Origin of the sequence: Streptomyces sp. NBC_00727, from assembly GCF_045161745.1 — a bacterium.
Lineage (GTDB): Bacteria > Actinomycetota > Actinomycetes > Streptomycetales > Streptomycetaceae > Streptomyces.
On sequence record NZ_CP108981.1, the window covers coordinates 4,746,145 to 4,759,551 of the forward strand.

The window sequence follows — 13,407 nt, forward strand, 5'->3', positions numbered from 1 at the left end:
CGCCTCCGGCATCACCGCCCCGCGGACACCAACCCCGCCTCGTACGCGATGATGACCAGCTGCACCCGGTCCCGCGCCCCCAGCTTGGCGAGCAGCCGGGTCAGATAGGTCTTCGCCGTGGCCACACTGATCACCAGGCGCTCCGCGATCTCCGCGTTGGACAGCCCGCTGCCGACCAGCACCAGCACCAGCACCTCCCGCTCCCGTTCACACGACGTTCACCGCCGTCCCCGCGCGGCGCTCGGTGATGGCCGCCAGGGCCGTCGTCCTCGCCGCCGTCACCACGGTCTTCGGTGTGCTCGTCGCCGCAGCCTCCTTCGCCTCGACCCGGGCGATCCTGTCCGGGCGCGGCGCCTCGGTCTCCCTCGGTGACCCCGGAGTGCTTCAGGTCCTCGCAGCCTCCGCGCTGCTCGCCCCGGTCGCCGCGCTCGCCGGGCTGGCTCTCGGCACGGTGATCCGGCACACGGGGGCGTCGATCGTGGCGTGCGTGGTGGTGCTGCTCCTGCTGCCGATGGTCCCGAGCGACCGCCGCCACCTGACGGCGGTGCTCCGGCACACCCTGCCGTTCAGCGCCTGGGACCGCCTCACGGCCGGCGCCCTGCCGCAGCCCCCGCCCGAGCTCTACCCGTGGTCGGAGGCGGGGGCCTGGACCGTCTACGCCCTGTGGGCACTGGTCGCGGGGGCCGTGGCGGTGTGCGCGGTGCACCGCCGCGACCAGTGAGGGCGGCGCGGTTACGCCTCCGGCGCGCCGAAGTAGTGCCCCTGGTCGAGGTCCTCGACCAGCCCCGGCCCGGCCGGCTTCCAGTCGAACCGTTCGCGGGTCTGCGTGCTGGAGGCCGGCGAGTCGAGGCTCACCATGGCGCTCAGCCAGCCGAAGTGCCCGGCCGCGTCCTCGGGCGCGACGGAGACCACGGGGACGCCGAGGTGGCGGCCGATGGTCTCGGCCACGGACCGCAGCGCGACGCCCTCCTCGGCCGCCGCGTGCAGCGTGGTGCCGGCCGGGGCGTTCTCCAGGGCCAGCCGGAACAGGTGGGCGGCGTCCGAGCGGTGCACGGCCGGCCAGCGCCGGGAGCCGTCTCCGACGTAGCCGGAGACGCCCTTCTCGCGGGCGTTGGCGATCAGGGAGGCGACGAAGCCCTGGTCCCCGTCGCCGTGGACCGTCGGGGGGAGCCGTACGACGGACGAGCGGACGTTGCGCGAGGCGAGGGCGATCGTCGCCAGCGCGTTGTCCTGGCGGCCGCCCGGGCCCTCGGCGGGCGCGTCCGGGCCGGCGCTCTGCCCGTCCTCCTCGGTCGCGACCCGGCCGGGGGCGAGCCCGAGCAGCCCGGACGCGATGACGAACGGCTTGCCGGAGCCGGCGAGCGCGTCCCCGAAGGCGTCGATGGCCCGACGGTCCGCGTCGGTGGCGCCCTGGAAGTCCCCGGAGAACGCGATGTCGTGCTTGAACGCGAGGTGGAGCACCCCGTCCGCCTCGGCGGCCGCCTCGCGCAGTACGTCCAGGTCGTCCAACGACCCGCGCCGCACCTCGGCCCCCGCGGCGGCCAGCGCCTCGGCCGACGCCTCCGAGCGGGCGAGCCCGACGACCTGGTGACCCGCCCCGATGAGCTCGGGAACGACGGCGGAACCGATCCACCCGGACGCGCCGGTGATGAATACACGCATGAGGAAACCTCCTGGAACAGGCCGACGATCCGGCCTGCGGGGAACGCGGCCGGTCCACGATGTCGGCGACTGACATCAAGCCACTCCTGATGTCAGCAACTGTCATCAGCGTACTCTCGATGACAGTGACTGTCATCCCATAGAATCGCCGTATGGGTCGATGGGAGCCGAACGCGCGCGGCAGGCTGGAGCAGGCCGCCATGGAGCTGTACGGCGAGCGGGGGTACGAGCAGACGACCGTGACCGAGATCGCCAAGCGGGCCGGGCTCACGGAACGCACGTTCTTCCGGCACTACGCCGACAAGCGCGAGGTGCTGTTCGCGGGCTCCGCCCTGCTCCGGGAGCGCCTGGTGAGCGGCCTGGACGGGGCTCCCCCGTCCGCGCCCCCGATCGACGCGGTGGCGGAGGCGCTCCGGGCGGCCGCGGCCGTGTTCGACGAGCGGCGCGAGCAGGCCCGGCAGCGGCAGCGGGTCATCACGGCCAACGCGGAACTCCAGGAGCGTGAGCTGGTGAAGCTCGCCTCGCTCGCCGCGGCGATGCGGGAGGCCCTGCGGGCGCGCGGTGTCGGTGAACCGGCGGCGAGCCTGGCGGCCGAGGCGGGGATCGCCGTCTTCAAGGTCGCCTTCGAGCGCTGGATCGACGCCGTCGGGGAGCGCGGCTTGGGCGCGTTCGTCCTGGAGGGGCTCGCCGGACTCGAGTCCCTGATGGCGGGCGGCCGGCCCTGACACGGCGACGCCCGCCCCGTCGGCAATGACGGGACGGGCGGTCTCGGTGAAGGACTCCGGGCGTCCGGAATCCCGTACCTGCTAACCGTCTACGGGAACGACACCACCTGCGACGGCACGGTGTCCGTCCCCGAGGTCGGCGAACCCGTGTCGTTGATGACGTGGTTGTACTGGCCCTGGCCGCCGAGTGAGACGACGAGCAGGTCGTGGAACTTCACGCCCGGCTTCACCGGGGCCTCGAAGCCGTGGTCCTGGCGGATGCCCGGGGCGACGTTGTAGTAGCAGTAGCTGCCGAGTCCCCAGCCCTCGTGGGTGGTGACCGAGTCGTCGACCTTGTAGGCGGCGTAGCCCTTGATGTCACCGTTCTGGACGGCGTCCTGGTTGGGGGCGTCGTAGGCCTTCTCGTTCTGGAAGAAGATCGTCTTGCCGTTCTCGCCGGACCAGCGGACGTCGTACTTGTTGAAGTGTTCGACGAACAGGCCGGTGGCCAGGACGTTGTCTCCGTTGACCTGGAGGCCGTAGTCGGAGCGGTTGGTGTCCCAGCCGATGCCCTCGCCGTGGTCGGCGCGCCACAGCCAGGTGTGGTCGATGATCGTGTCGTTGCTGTTGATCACCATGCCCGTGGTGGCCTTGCCGGCACCGGCGCCGCCGACCCGGACGAACACGTCCTGGAGCGAGGTGGGGTTGTCGGCGTGGCTCGCGGAGGCCCCCTCGGGGCCGACCTCGATCAGCGACTCGGAGTTGGTGGTGCCCGCGTCGACCAGCAGCCCGGCGAGCTTCACGCCGTCCACGTCACCGACCTTGAGGGCGGTGACCCCGTTGTCGGGGATGATCGTCGCCAGGCCGAGACCCAGCACGACCGTGTCCGCCCGGTCGATGTTGATCGTCTGGTCCACGTGGTAGATCCCGGGCGTGAACAGCAGGTGCAGACCCTGCTGGACGGCCGCGTTGATCGTCTCCGCGCTCGCGCCCGGCTTCACCACGTAGAACTGGTCCAGGGGGATCGACTCGCCCTGCGGTGTGCCGTTGCCCCAGGAGACACCGCGCGCGTTGGTGCGCTTGGCCGGGACGAACACCTTGTAGGCGTCACCGTCCAGGTAGAGGAACGGCTTCTCACGCGAGACCGGGGTGTTCTCGAGTGTGGTGTACGGCGGTTCGGGGAAGCTCTGCGCCGGCGCGCCCTCGACGCCCGAGAACGTCATGTTCCAGACGCCGTTGCCCCAGCTGCCGATGGAGCTGTCGCGGGTGTACCACTGCTGCTGCGAGTACGGGCCGACCTGGCCGTCGATCTTGCTGTCGGCGATGTACCCGCCGCTCGCCCAGCCGTAGCCGTTCGGGGCGAGGTTGAGGCCGCCCTTGACGTGCATCCGGCGGAACGGCGCGGCCTGGGACACGGCCCAGCGGTCGGTGCCGCTGACCGGGTTGAGGGCCAGGTTCTCGGCCGAACGCCAGAAGTTCTGCGTCGCGTTGCCGTTGAACCAGCCCGCGTCGACGGTGACATCGCCGTTGAACGTGGTGTCGTCCGGGTTCAGCCCGAGGCCGGCGATCGAGGTGTAGAAGCCGATCTGCGCGTTGATGTTGTCGTACGTGCCCGGCTTGAACAGCAGCGCGTAGCGGCCGTCGCCGAACTGCGCCGACTCCTGCTTCTTGAACACCTCGTCGACCTTGGCCTGGATGTCGGGCGTCGACGGGTCGAACACCATGACGTTGGGGCCGAGGTCGCCGCCGCCCTCGACGGCCTGCGCGTCCTGCCCGAAGGCGGTCTGCGCCGTGGGGACGGCCATGAGGAGCGAAACGGCGAACGCGGCGAACCCGAGGGCCCTGCCCCGGCGCCTGCGGCGGGATGGTGCGGTGGGGGTTGCTGTGGGGGGTGTTGTGGGGGCTTCCGTGGGGGGAAGATGCATGGACGTACGTCTCCTGGGTCGTGGTACGGGTGACACGACGAGCTGTCCGGCGCACGCTCAGAGAGCGCTCTCCGGTGGGTGTTGATGGTTCCGTCGTCACCCTGTACACGTCAAGAGGTGTGCGACAGGAGCCTCGCGGGAACCCGGCTGAGCGCAACAAATAATGTCGGCAGGGCGGCAATTGTCCGTTCTGCTGTCAGTTGGCGGCACTCCTGAGTTCAGGATCTGACGGTGCCGGGCGCCGCGTATCGGAGTGCCGGGCCGCGTCCGGCGGGCACGGCCGTAGGCTCGTACGGGTGACCGAAATCGCCGCCACCCGCGCCTATTACGACACCGTCGCCGAGGACTACGCCGCCCGCGTCCCCCCGCTCTTCGCCGAGGACGTGCCGGGACGTGCGCTGATCGGCGCGTTCGCGGAGGAGGTGCGCACGGACGGCGGGCTGCCCGTCGCCGATCTCGGCTGCGGACCAGGGCATGTGACGGCCCATCTGGCCGGCCTCGGACTCGACGCCCACGGCGTGGACGCCTCGTCGCGGATGGTGGAGACCGCCCGGCGCCGCCACCCGGAAGTCCGCTTCGAGACCGGGGAGATGGACGCGCTCGCCCTGCCGGACGGCGGGCTCGGCGGGATCGTCGCCTGGTGGTCGATCCTGCACACCCCGCCCGACCGGCTCCCGGGCCTCTTCGCGGAGTTCCGCCGTGTGCTGGCCCCCGGCGGCCGGCTGCTGCTCGGCTTCCATGCCGGGAACGGGGAGCCCTACACCTCGCGGAAGCGCGCCGGGGGGTTCGCGTACGCCATCCATCTGCTCGCGCCCGACGAGGTCGGCCGGCAGCTGGAGGGGGCGGGCTTCGCCGTCACCGCCCGGCTGACCACGCCCGGCGCGAGGTGGCCCCAGGTGTGCCTGCTGGCCCGGGCCGCCTCCACTCCGGTCTGAACCTGGCCGGCACCTTGGTCAGGTGGGGTGCCGGCCAGGAGCTGGGGGCGCGCGTCAGGCGCGCGTGATGCGGGCGATGGCCTCGACGGTCAGGGCGCGGTCGTGCGGCTCGGTTTCGAGGGCGCGGTGGATGGAAAGGCCCTCGATCAGCGCGTCCAGCTGACGGGCCGTCGCCGGGTCGAAGTGCCACTCCAGGGCGACCCTGCTGCGGCGCATCCACTCCCGGGTCAGCTCGCGGTAGGCGGGCTTGCGGGCGGCGAGGGTGTACAGCTCGTGTGTGAGGACCAGTTCGCGCTGGTTGCCGCCGGACAGGTGGTGGACCAGGTCGGCGACCGCCTCCCGGGCCTCGTCCTGCGTGGTGGCGGCGCCCAGACGCTCCTCGAAGACGGCGACGATGCCGCTGGAGAAGCGCGTGAACGCCTCCCGCAGCAGTTCGTCCATGCCGGCGAAGTGGTACGTCATCGAGCCGAGCGGCACCCCGGCGCGGGCGGCGACCTTGCGGTGCGAGGTCCCGGCGACCCCCTCGGCCGCGATCAGGTCGAGCGCGGCGGTGATGATGCGCTCCCGCCGCTCGGGGTCGTTCTGTCCGGTCGCCACGCTCTGTCCCTCGCCGTCCCTAGATCGAGCGGATCACCCGGGCCGGATTGCCCACGGCGACCACGTTGGCGGGGATGTCCTTCGTGACGACGGCTCCCGCGCCGATGACGCTGTTGTCCCCGATGGTCACCCCGGCCAGCACGATCGCCCCGCCGCCGAGCCAGACATTGTCGCCGATCGTGATGGGCCGTGCCGCCTCCAGCTTGTCCCGGCGCGGTTCCGGCTCCACCGGGTGGGTGGGCGTGAGCAGCTGGACGTTCGGCCCGATCTGGCAGTCGCGGCCGATGGTGATCGGGGCGACGTCCAGCGCGGTGAGGTTGTAGTTGATGAACGTGCCCTCGCCGACCGTGATGTACGAGCCGTAGTCGACGTACAGCGGCGGTCGGATGTGCGCCCCCGCGCCCAGCCCGCCGAGGAGTTCGGCGACGACCGGCTGCGCCGCGTCCGGATCCTCGGTGTAGGCGGCGAGATAGCGGGCGGCCAGCCGCACGGCCCGCTTCTGGGCCTCGACGATCTGCGGGTCGTCCGCGATGTACAGGTCTCCGGCGAGCATCCGCTCGTGGTTCGTACGCGGGTCGCCCGCGAAGTGGTCCGTCATGGGTACGAGCGTACACTCCAGGCGTACGATCGTACGCTCGTGGCGCCGTCTTTCCGTCCGCCCCCCTTGCGTCCGCCATCTTTCCGACCGTCAGACGAGGCCCCGCTGCATGGATGCCGTCACACGCCGCTGGCGTGCCGCCCTGTTCCTCTTCATGCTCGCCGCAGGTACGGGCATGGCCTCCTGGGTCGCGCGCACCCCGGCCGTCCGGGACGGGCTCGACGTGTCCACCGGCGCGATGGGCCTGGTGCTGTTCGGGCTGTCCACCGGTTCGATGGCCGGCGTCATGGCGTCCGGGCCGCTGGTACGGCGCAACGGCGGCCGGACGACGATCCTCGGCGGCGTCGTCCTGATCGTCGCCGGGCTGCTCGTCGTCGCCGCCGGCACCGCTCTGTCGCTCGCGGTCGTGGTCTTCGGCGGGCTGGCCCTGTTCGGCGGCGGGATGGGGATGAGCGAGGTGGCGTTCAACATCGAGGGCGCCGCCGTCGAGAGCGCCATCGGACGGCCCGTCCTGCCCGTGCTGCACGGCTGCTTCAGCCTGGGGACGGTCGTCGGGGCCCTCCTCGGCATGGCGTTGACGGCGGCCGCGTTCCCCGTCGGCTGGCACCTGACACTCGTCGCGGGGCTGATAGCCGCCGCCGGTACGCGGGCGGTCCTCGCCATCCCGCACGGCACGGGCAAGGACGACGCCCCCGCCGCCGGGTCCGGGCAGGGCGGCCTGCGCGGCCAGCTGCACGTGTGGCGCGACCGGCAGCTCGTCCTCATCGGCGTGATCGTGCTGGCGATGGCCTTCGCGGAGGGTGCCGCCAACGACTGGCTGCCGCTGCTCATGGTCGACGGGTACGACGTGAGCCCCACGGCGGGCTCGCTGACCTTCCTGGTCTTCGCCGCCTCGATGACGCTGGGCCGGCTGGCCGGCGGCCCCTTCCTGGAGCGGTTCGGCCGGACGAAGGTCGTCCGGATCAGCGGCCTGACGGCCGCGCTGGGCGTGGCCGTGGTGATCGTCGCGCCGAGCCCCGTGATGGCGGGCGCCGCCACGGTGCTGTGGGGGCTCGGCGCCTCGCTCGGCTTCCCGGTCACGGTGTCCGCCGCCGGCGACCACCCGACGGACGCCGCCGCGCGGGTGGCCGCGGTCTCCACGGCGGGGTACGGCGCCTTCCTGGTCGGCCCGCCCGCGCTCGGCTTCCTCGCCGACCACATCGGCCTGCGGCTCACGATGACCGTGGTCCTGGCGCTGGTGGCCGTGGCGGCGCTGCTGGCCGGGGCGCTGGGCCCCGGCCGCGAGAGCGACGCGACCGGGACGCAGGCGGCGCCGGTCGCGCCTTGAGCGCCAGACCCTTTACGCGTCCGCCTCCTCGTCCCACAGCGCGGTGCTGTGCGCGGCGGTCAGCGCGGCGATCCGGGACAGCGCGTCCCCGGCCGGCACGGGGTCGAGCCGGCGGCCGTCGCGCAGGCGGAGTGCGACGAGCCCGTCGGCCGCCTCCGCCGGGCCGATCACCACCTGGTACGGCACCAGCCTGGCTTCGCGGATCCGGGCGCCCAGGCTGCCGCGCTCACGGCCGCTGATCTCCGCGCGCAGCCCCAGCTCGGCGCACCGCCCGGCCAGCGCCTCGGCGTCCGGGAGTTCGGCGTCGGACACCGGCAGGACCGCCAGCTGTTTCGGGGCGAGCCAGGCCGGGAAGGCGCCGCCGTGCTGCTCGATGAGGTGGGCGACGGCCCGCTCGACGCTGCCGATGATGCTGCGGTGCACCATGACCGGGCGGTGCTTCGCCCCGTCGGCCCCGATGTAGTGGAGGTCGAAGCGTTCCGGCTGGTGGAAGTCGACCTGCACGGTGGACAGGGTGAACTCGCGGCCCGCCGCGTCCTCGACCTGGACGTCGATCTTCGGCCCGTAGAACGCGGCCTCGCCCTCCGCCGCCTCGTACGGCAGCCCCGACGCCTCCAGCACCTCGGTCAGCAGCGCGGTGGAGCGCCGCCACAGCTCCGGGGCGGCGACGTACTTGCCGCCCGGCCCCGGCAGCGAGAGCCGGAACCGGGCCGCGCGGACGCCCAGTGCCTCGTACGCCCCGAGGATCATGTCGAGCGCGCCGCGCGCCTCGTCGGCGACCTGCTCCACGGTGCAGAAGATGTGCGCGTCGTTCAGCTGGATGGAGCGCACCCGGGTCAGCCCGCCGAGCACCCCGGACAGCTCCGCGCGGTACATCCCGCCCAGCTCCGCCATCCGCAGCGGCAGTTCGCGGTAGCTGTGCGCCCGGGAGCGGTAGATCACCGCGTGGTGCGGGCACAGGCTGGGCCGCAGCACCAGTTGCTGTCCCTCGCCCAGCTCCATCGGCGGGAACATGTCGTCGCTGTAGTGCGCCCAGTGCCCCGAGCGTTCGTACAGCTCCCGTTTGCCGAGCACCGGCGAGTACACATGGCGGTAGCCCGCCCGCCGTTCGGCGCCCCGGATGTACTCCTCCAGGGTGTGCCGCAGCTCCGCCCCGTCCGGCAGCCAGTAGGGCAGGCCCGCGCCGATCAGCGGGTCGGTGTCGAACAGCTCCAGCTCGCGGCCGAGTCTGCGGTGGTCGTGCATGGCGGTCTCCTCGCGTGGGAAGGGCGAGCGACCCCACGCGAAAGCCCCGGGGCACTCGCCCCGGGGCTTTCGGACTGGTCATCAGTCAGCGCGCCGGGACACTCTCCGGCGTCGTCGTGTTCATGGCGGCACGCTGCATGGTTCCGACGCTAACAGCGCCCCTCGCCGGCCCGCATCCGGTTTTCCCGCCCGTGCGCGGGGGAAGGCCGCCGCTCACCCCTTCTTCACCGAGTCCAGGTGCGCGAAGACCACGACGTTGTCCTCGTAGTCCTTGGCCTTCCGGTCGTAGTTGCCGCCGCAGGTGATCAGCCGCAGCTGCGCGTCCGGCGTGTCGGCGTACACCTTGTCGTCCGGGAAGTCCGCCTTGCTGAACGTCTCCACGGTGTCCACGGCGAACGTGGCCACCGTGCCGTCGGCGCGGGTGATGTCGACGGTCGCCCCGGGTTTCAGGAAGCTCAGCTGGAGGAAGACGGCCGGGCCGGTCGTGGTGTCCACGTGGCCCGCCACGATCGACGCCCCCCGTTCGCCGGGCGTCGCACCGTCCTTGAACCAGCCGACCAGGTTCTTGTCGTTCGGCGGCGGCGCGTCCAGCCGCCCGGAGGCGCCGATCGACAGCGGGGTGAACGGCGCGTCCACCGCGATCGCCGGGATCCGCAGCCGCGTCGGCACCGAGCGCGGCAGCGAGGGCGACGCGCTCGGGGTGGCCTTCGCGGAGGCCGCGGCCGACGGCGATGCGGCGGCGGACACGGCGGCCGCGGGCGGTGCGGGCGCCTTGTCGTCGGCCGGCGAGCCGATGGAGTGGTAGATCAGGGTCATGCCGAGCCCGGCCGTCGCGAGGGGCCAGAGCAGGGCCCGGCCCAGCGAGCGGGTGGGGGCCGCGGCCCCGGGGGAGGGGGAGTCGGTGGTCTGCGGGGCGGCCATGGGGAACGTGCCTTTCGTCCGTACGGGGGCGGTACGAGTGGGGAGGACCGGGGAAACGCGGGCGCCGCGGCCGCCGCCCCGAAGGGACGGCGACCGCGACGACAGAGGGCCCGCGGGGCCGGTCAGGCCATCGCACCGCCGGACGCCTGGCGGCGACGCAGCCGGTACGCGGCCACACCGGCGCCGCCGAGCAGCAGCAGCGAACCGGCCGCCAGACCGCTGCCGGTCATCGCCATCGCGCCGCCGCCGGTGTGCATGCCGCCGTGCGGCTTGTCCTCCTCCTTGTACTTACCGCCCTCGTCACCGGGCTCCCACTCCGTGACGGTCTGCGCGAGGGCGCCGCCGCCGGTGTGGACACCGCCGTGCGGCTTGTCCTCGTCGTCCTTCTTGTACTTGCCGCCTTCGTCGCCGGGCTGCCACTCCTTCGCGACCGTGTTCGCGAGGGCGCCGCCGCCGGTGTGCATGCCGCCGTGGGGCTTGTCGGCGTCGTCCTTCTTGTACTTGCCGCCTTCGTCGCCGGGCTGCCACTCCTTCGCGACCGTCTTGGCGAGGGCGCCGCCGCCGGTGTGCATGCCGCCGTGGGGCTTGTCGGCGTCGTCCTTCTTGTACTTGCCGCCCTCGTCGCCCGGCTGCCACTCCTCGGTGACCGTCATCGACAGCGCGCCGCCGCCGGTGTGCATGCCGCCGTGCGGCTTGTCCTTCTTCCAGTCCTTGTCGGACTTGCCGTGCTCGTCGTGCTCGGAGGCGGACGAACCGCCGTGGTCCTGGTCGGCGGCGACGGTCATCGCGTAGGCCGAGGGTGCGGTGATGGTGAGGACCGCCGTGACGGCGGCCGAAGCGAACAGCGTGCGGGCAGAGCGCATCTGTACACATTTCCTTTCGTCGCCCCTGCGAGGAGTGACGCCCTGTCGACCCCTGGTGACGCAACGGCTACGTGATCCACCGTCAGTCCGAACCCGGGAGCGCGCCATCGGAGAGCGCCGCATTGGGGCTACGGCGTGGGCCCATCGAGTGGCGAAGAACGGATAATCACCCGTTGGACGGCATGGCGGACCCCCGGAAGGTTTGGGCGACGGCCCCGCCTCCCGGTTCGTCAGTTCAGCAGCGCCCGCGCCGCCCGCGCACTGTGCCGCACCGCGTCCGCCACGGCCGGCTCCACGTCCTCGACGACCCGCGCGTACTCCTCCATCTCGGCCGCCCCGCGCAGGAACTCCCCGGCCCGCACCAGCAGCTGGGCGCGCTCGTAGCGCAGCCGGGCCGGGTGCGAGGGCAGCAGCAGGGACAGCTCCACCGCCCACAGCGCCACGGGCGTCTGCTCCGGGCGGGCCGCCGCCCAGGCCCGGATGTTGTTCAGCACCCGCAGCACCACTTCGAGCGGCTGCGCGGGCTCCAGCGCCGACGGCTCCCACCGCTCCCCGGTCGCGCTCGTCACCAGCAGCTCCGCGTCCTGGTCCGTCAGCGGCCGTCCCCCGGCGAACGGATCGGCGAGCACCCGCTCGCCCGGATCGCCGAAGCCGACGACGAAATGACCCGGCAGCGCCACCCCGTACACCGGCGCGCCCGCCCGCCGGGCGACCTCGATCCACACCACCGAAAGCAGGATCGGCAGCCCGCGCCGCCGCCGCAGCACCTCGTGCAGCAGGGACGACTCCAGGCGCTGGTAGTCCGCCGTCGACCCCTCGAACCCGTACCGCTCACCCAGGAGTTCGGCCAGCGCCGACGCCCAGGCGTGGCCGCCGCGCAACCCGTACGGGAGCAGTCCGGCCAGCCGGTCCAGCTCGATCTGGGCTTCGTCGATGCCCCGCGCGTCCAGCTCCGGGTCCGCCTCCGCCGCCACCAGCAGGCACAGCAGCGCCAGGTCGGGCCGCTCGGCCCTCGCCTCCTCCGCGAACCGGCGGCGCAGCTCCTCGCGGTCGTTCCTCTCGGCCGCCACCGGTCACACCGGCCGGAAGTGGTGGTAGAGGTGGTGCGTCGCGAAGCCCATCCCGTCGTACAGGGCACGGGCGCCCTCGTTGTCCGCCTCCACCTGGAGCCAGGCGGCGGACGCGCCCTCGTCCGTCGCCTGCCGGGCCAGCGCGGCCATCACGGTCGTCGCGAGGCCCCGGCGGCGGTGCTCGGGAGCCACCTCGACGGTCATGAACCCGGCCCACCGCCCGTCCACCACACACCGCCCGATCGCGGCGGGCGCCTCGTCCCCGGCCTCGCCCGGCACGGTCGCGAACCACACCGACGGCCCGCTGTGCAGCACCGACGTCACCTCCGGGCCCGGCGTCCCGACCCGCTGGTAGCGGGCGAGCCACGCCGCGTCGGCCGTACGCTCCAGCCGGACCCGGGACACCTCGGCCGGCAGGTCACCGATGGGGGCGAGCGCGGCGATCCGCACCTCCGCCGTCACCTCGCGCCGCCAGCCGTGCCCCTCCAGCGCCGCGCACAGCTCCTCCTGCGCGTCCTCCGCACCGGTCGCCGTCTGCACGTACGGGGGCAGCCCCCGCTCCGCGTACCACTCGCGGACACGCCCGAGCGCCGCACCGAGCGGCAGGCCCGGGTCGCCGAGCGGCAGCACCGAGTTGGCGCGCCGGGTGAACCCGCCGGCGGCGCGCAGCAGCCAGTCGCCCAGCGGCTCGCTCTCCACGGGCTGCCAGGCGCGCGCGTACGCGCGGGCGAGTTCCCCGTACGAGGCGGCGGGGCCGCGCCGCCGGGCCGGGGCGGAGGGCACGACCTTGCCCGCGACCAGTGAGGACTCCGCGATGCGGACGGACTCGCCGTTCCTGGGTGTGATGGACAGCACACCGGCGTCCCACGATGTGAGAACGCCGACCGTGTCGGTGAATTCCGGCCTTCCCGGACCGTCTCCGGTCTTACGCCGGACTGATACCCGTTTGCCCACGTCAGCCGGGGCAATTCGGACCTCTAGTCGTCCGCCGATGGTGAATTCCACAGCTCTGTCCGCCCCTCCTGTTCGGTTCGTGCCCGCGAACGGAGATACTAGGGGCGGGCATCGACGACGCCGCGCTCCCGCGCGAGAGCCAACGCCCTACCGAGGAGGAACGACAGCGTGACCTACGTCATCGCGCAGCCTTGTGTCGACGTAAAGGACAAGGCCTGCATCGAAGAGTGCCCCGTCGACTGCATCTACGAGGGCCAGCGGTCCTTGTACATCCACCCGGACGAGTGCGTCGACTGTGGAGCCTGCGAGCCGGTCTGCCCGGTGGAGGCGATCTTCTACGAGGACGACACTCCGGACGAGTGGAAGGACTACTACAAGGCGAACGTCGAGTTCTTCGACGACCTCGGGTCGCCGGGTGGTGCCTCCAAGCTGGGCCTGATCGAGCGCGACCACGCGTTCATCGCCGCGCTGCCGCCGCAGAACCAGTAACAGCGCCCCGGCACGTGCGCCGCCCCGGTCCCGTACGGCTCGCCGCCGTGCGGGACCGCGGTGTTTCCGGCGGTCCTTCCGGGCCGCCCGCGTGAATCCCGTACGAGAAAGCAGAGA

13 protein-coding genes and 2 pseudogenes are annotated in these 13,407 nt (G+C 72.7%); 5 read left to right on the plus strand and 10 right to left on the minus strand.

The annotated features are described in order from the left end of the window. Positions 1-11: 11 nt before the first annotated feature. Positions 12-209 (minus strand): annotated as a pseudogene (locus OG242_RS21620) (response regulator transcription factor); the annotation flags it as partial. 38 nt (positions 210-247) lie between these two features. Between OG242_RS21620 and OG242_RS21625 the strand changes: the two are divergent. After that, complete coding sequence (locus OG242_RS21625) at positions 248-721, plus strand: hypothetical protein (protein ID WP_405899730.1); 474 nt, start codon at positions 248-250, stop codon at positions 719-721. Positions 722-732: 11 nt separating this feature from the next. Here OG242_RS21625 and OG242_RS21630 read toward each other — a convergent pair whose 3' ends face one another. Beyond that, complete coding sequence (locus OG242_RS21630) at positions 733-1,662, minus strand: SDR family oxidoreductase (RefSeq protein ID WP_405899731.1); 930 nt, start codon at positions 1,660-1,662, stop codon at positions 733-735. A 200-nt stretch (positions 1,663-1,862) separates the two neighbouring features. Between OG242_RS21630 and OG242_RS21635 the strand changes: the two genes are divergently transcribed. After that, the gene (locus tag OG242_RS21635) at positions 1,863-2,387 is read left to right on the plus strand and encodes a TetR/AcrR family transcriptional regulator (protein ID WP_405901689.1); all 525 of its coding nucleotides are present in this window, start codon (positions 1,863-1,865) and stop codon (positions 2,385-2,387) included. A gap of 89 nt (positions 2,388-2,476) precedes the next feature. On the opposite strand, the gene OG242_RS21640 is transcribed toward OG242_RS21635, so the two are convergent. Then, a complete protein-coding gene (locus OG242_RS21640; RefSeq protein ID WP_405899732.1) occupies positions 2,477-4,291 on the minus strand; it encodes a coagulation factor 5/8 type domain-containing protein in 1,815 nt (604 codons plus the stop codon). Between the two features lie 296 nt (positions 4,292-4,587). Here OG242_RS21640 and OG242_RS21645 point away from each other — a divergent pair, with 296 nt between their 5' ends. Next, entirely contained in the window at positions 4,588-5,226 is a 639-nt protein-coding gene (locus OG242_RS21645) for a class I SAM-dependent DNA methyltransferase (protein WP_405899733.1), read from the plus strand. 54 nt (positions 5,227-5,280) lie between these two features. On the opposite strand, the gene OG242_RS21650 is transcribed toward OG242_RS21645, so the two are convergent. Then, complete coding sequence (locus OG242_RS21650) at positions 5,281-5,823, minus strand: TetR/AcrR family transcriptional regulator (protein WP_018520906.1); 543 nt, start codon at positions 5,821-5,823, stop codon at positions 5,281-5,283. 19 nt (positions 5,824-5,842) lie between these two features. After that, positions 5,843-6,421, minus strand: a complete 579-nt coding sequence (locus OG242_RS21655; RefSeq protein ID WP_405899734.1) for a sugar O-acetyltransferase — start codon at positions 6,419-6,421, stop codon at positions 5,843-5,845. Between the two features lie 109 nt (positions 6,422-6,530). Between OG242_RS21655 and OG242_RS21660 the strand changes: the two genes are divergently transcribed. Next, positions 6,531-7,748 carry an MFS transporter gene (locus OG242_RS21660; RefSeq protein ID WP_405899735.1) on the plus strand — a complete coding sequence of 406 codons (1,218 nt, stop codon included), beginning with the start codon at positions 6,531-6,533 and terminating at the stop codon, positions 7,746-7,748. Between the two features lie 12 nt (positions 7,749-7,760). On the opposite strand, the pseudogene thrS reads toward OG242_RS21660, so the two are convergent. From thrS to OG242_RS21685, 5 genes and pseudogenes are all read right to left on the minus strand, one after another. Continuing rightward, positions 7,761-8,999: pseudogene (gene thrS / locus OG242_RS21665) on the minus strand (threonine--tRNA ligase); the annotation flags it as partial. Between the two features lie 207 nt (positions 9,000-9,206). Then, positions 9,207-9,914: a class F sortase gene (locus OG242_RS21670; RefSeq protein WP_405899736.1), complete on the minus strand. Its 708-nt coding sequence runs from the start codon at positions 9,912-9,914 to the stop codon at positions 9,207-9,209. 122 nt (positions 9,915-10,036) lie between these two features. Then, entirely contained in the window at positions 10,037-10,777 is a 741-nt protein-coding gene (locus tag OG242_RS21675) for a hypothetical protein (RefSeq protein WP_405899737.1), read from the minus strand. 230 nt (positions 10,778-11,007) lie between these two features. After that, positions 11,008-11,847 carry a tetratricopeptide repeat protein gene (locus OG242_RS21680; RefSeq protein ID WP_405899738.1) on the minus strand — a complete coding sequence of 280 codons (840 nt, stop codon included), beginning with the start codon at positions 11,845-11,847 and terminating at the stop codon, positions 11,008-11,010. Positions 11,848-11,850: 3 nt separating this feature from the next. Further along, positions 11,851-12,852 (minus strand): GNAT family N-acetyltransferase, encoded by a 1,002-nt coding sequence (locus OG242_RS21685; protein ID WP_405899739.1) that lies wholly within the window; start codon positions 12,850-12,852, stop codon positions 11,851-11,853. A 117-nt stretch (positions 12,853-12,969) separates the two neighbouring features. Between OG242_RS21685 and fdxA the strand changes: the two genes are divergently transcribed. Beyond that, positions 12,970-13,290, plus strand: a complete 321-nt coding sequence (gene fdxA / locus OG242_RS21690) for a ferredoxin (RefSeq protein ID WP_018105475.1) — start codon at positions 12,970-12,972, stop codon at positions 13,288-13,290. Positions 13,291-13,407 lie beyond the last annotated feature (117 nt).

Bases quoted from the DNA above. Each gene is read 5' to 3' on its own strand.
- OG242_RS21625 (WP_405899730.1), top strand. From the start codon at position 248: ATGGCCGCCAGGGCCGTCGTCCTCGCCGCCGTCACCACGGTCTTCGGT.
- OG242_RS21640 (WP_405899732.1), bottom strand. From the start codon at position 4,291: ATGCATCTTCCCCCCACGGAAGCCCCCACAACACCCCCCACAGCAACC.
- OG242_RS21635 (WP_405901689.1), top strand. From the start codon at position 1,863: ATGGAGCTGTACGGCGAGCGGGGGTACGAGCAGACGACCGTGACCGAG.
- OG242_RS21630 (WP_405899731.1), bottom strand. From the start codon at position 1,662: ATGCGTGTATTCATCACCGGCGCGTCCGGGTGGATCGGTTCCGCCGTC.
- OG242_RS21655 (WP_405899734.1), bottom strand. From the start codon at position 6,421: ATGACGGACCACTTCGCGGGCGACCCGCGTACGAACCACGAGCGGATG.
- OG242_RS21675 (WP_405899737.1), bottom strand. From the start codon at position 10,777: ATGCGCTCTGCCCGCACGCTGTTCGCTTCGGCCGCCGTCACGGCGGTC.
- OG242_RS21660 (WP_405899735.1), top strand. From the start codon at position 6,531: ATGGATGCCGTCACACGCCGCTGGCGTGCCGCCCTGTTCCTCTTCATG.
- OG242_RS21670 (WP_405899736.1), bottom strand. From the start codon at position 9,914: ATGGCCGCCCCGCAGACCACCGACTCCCCCTCCCCCGGGGCCGCGGCC.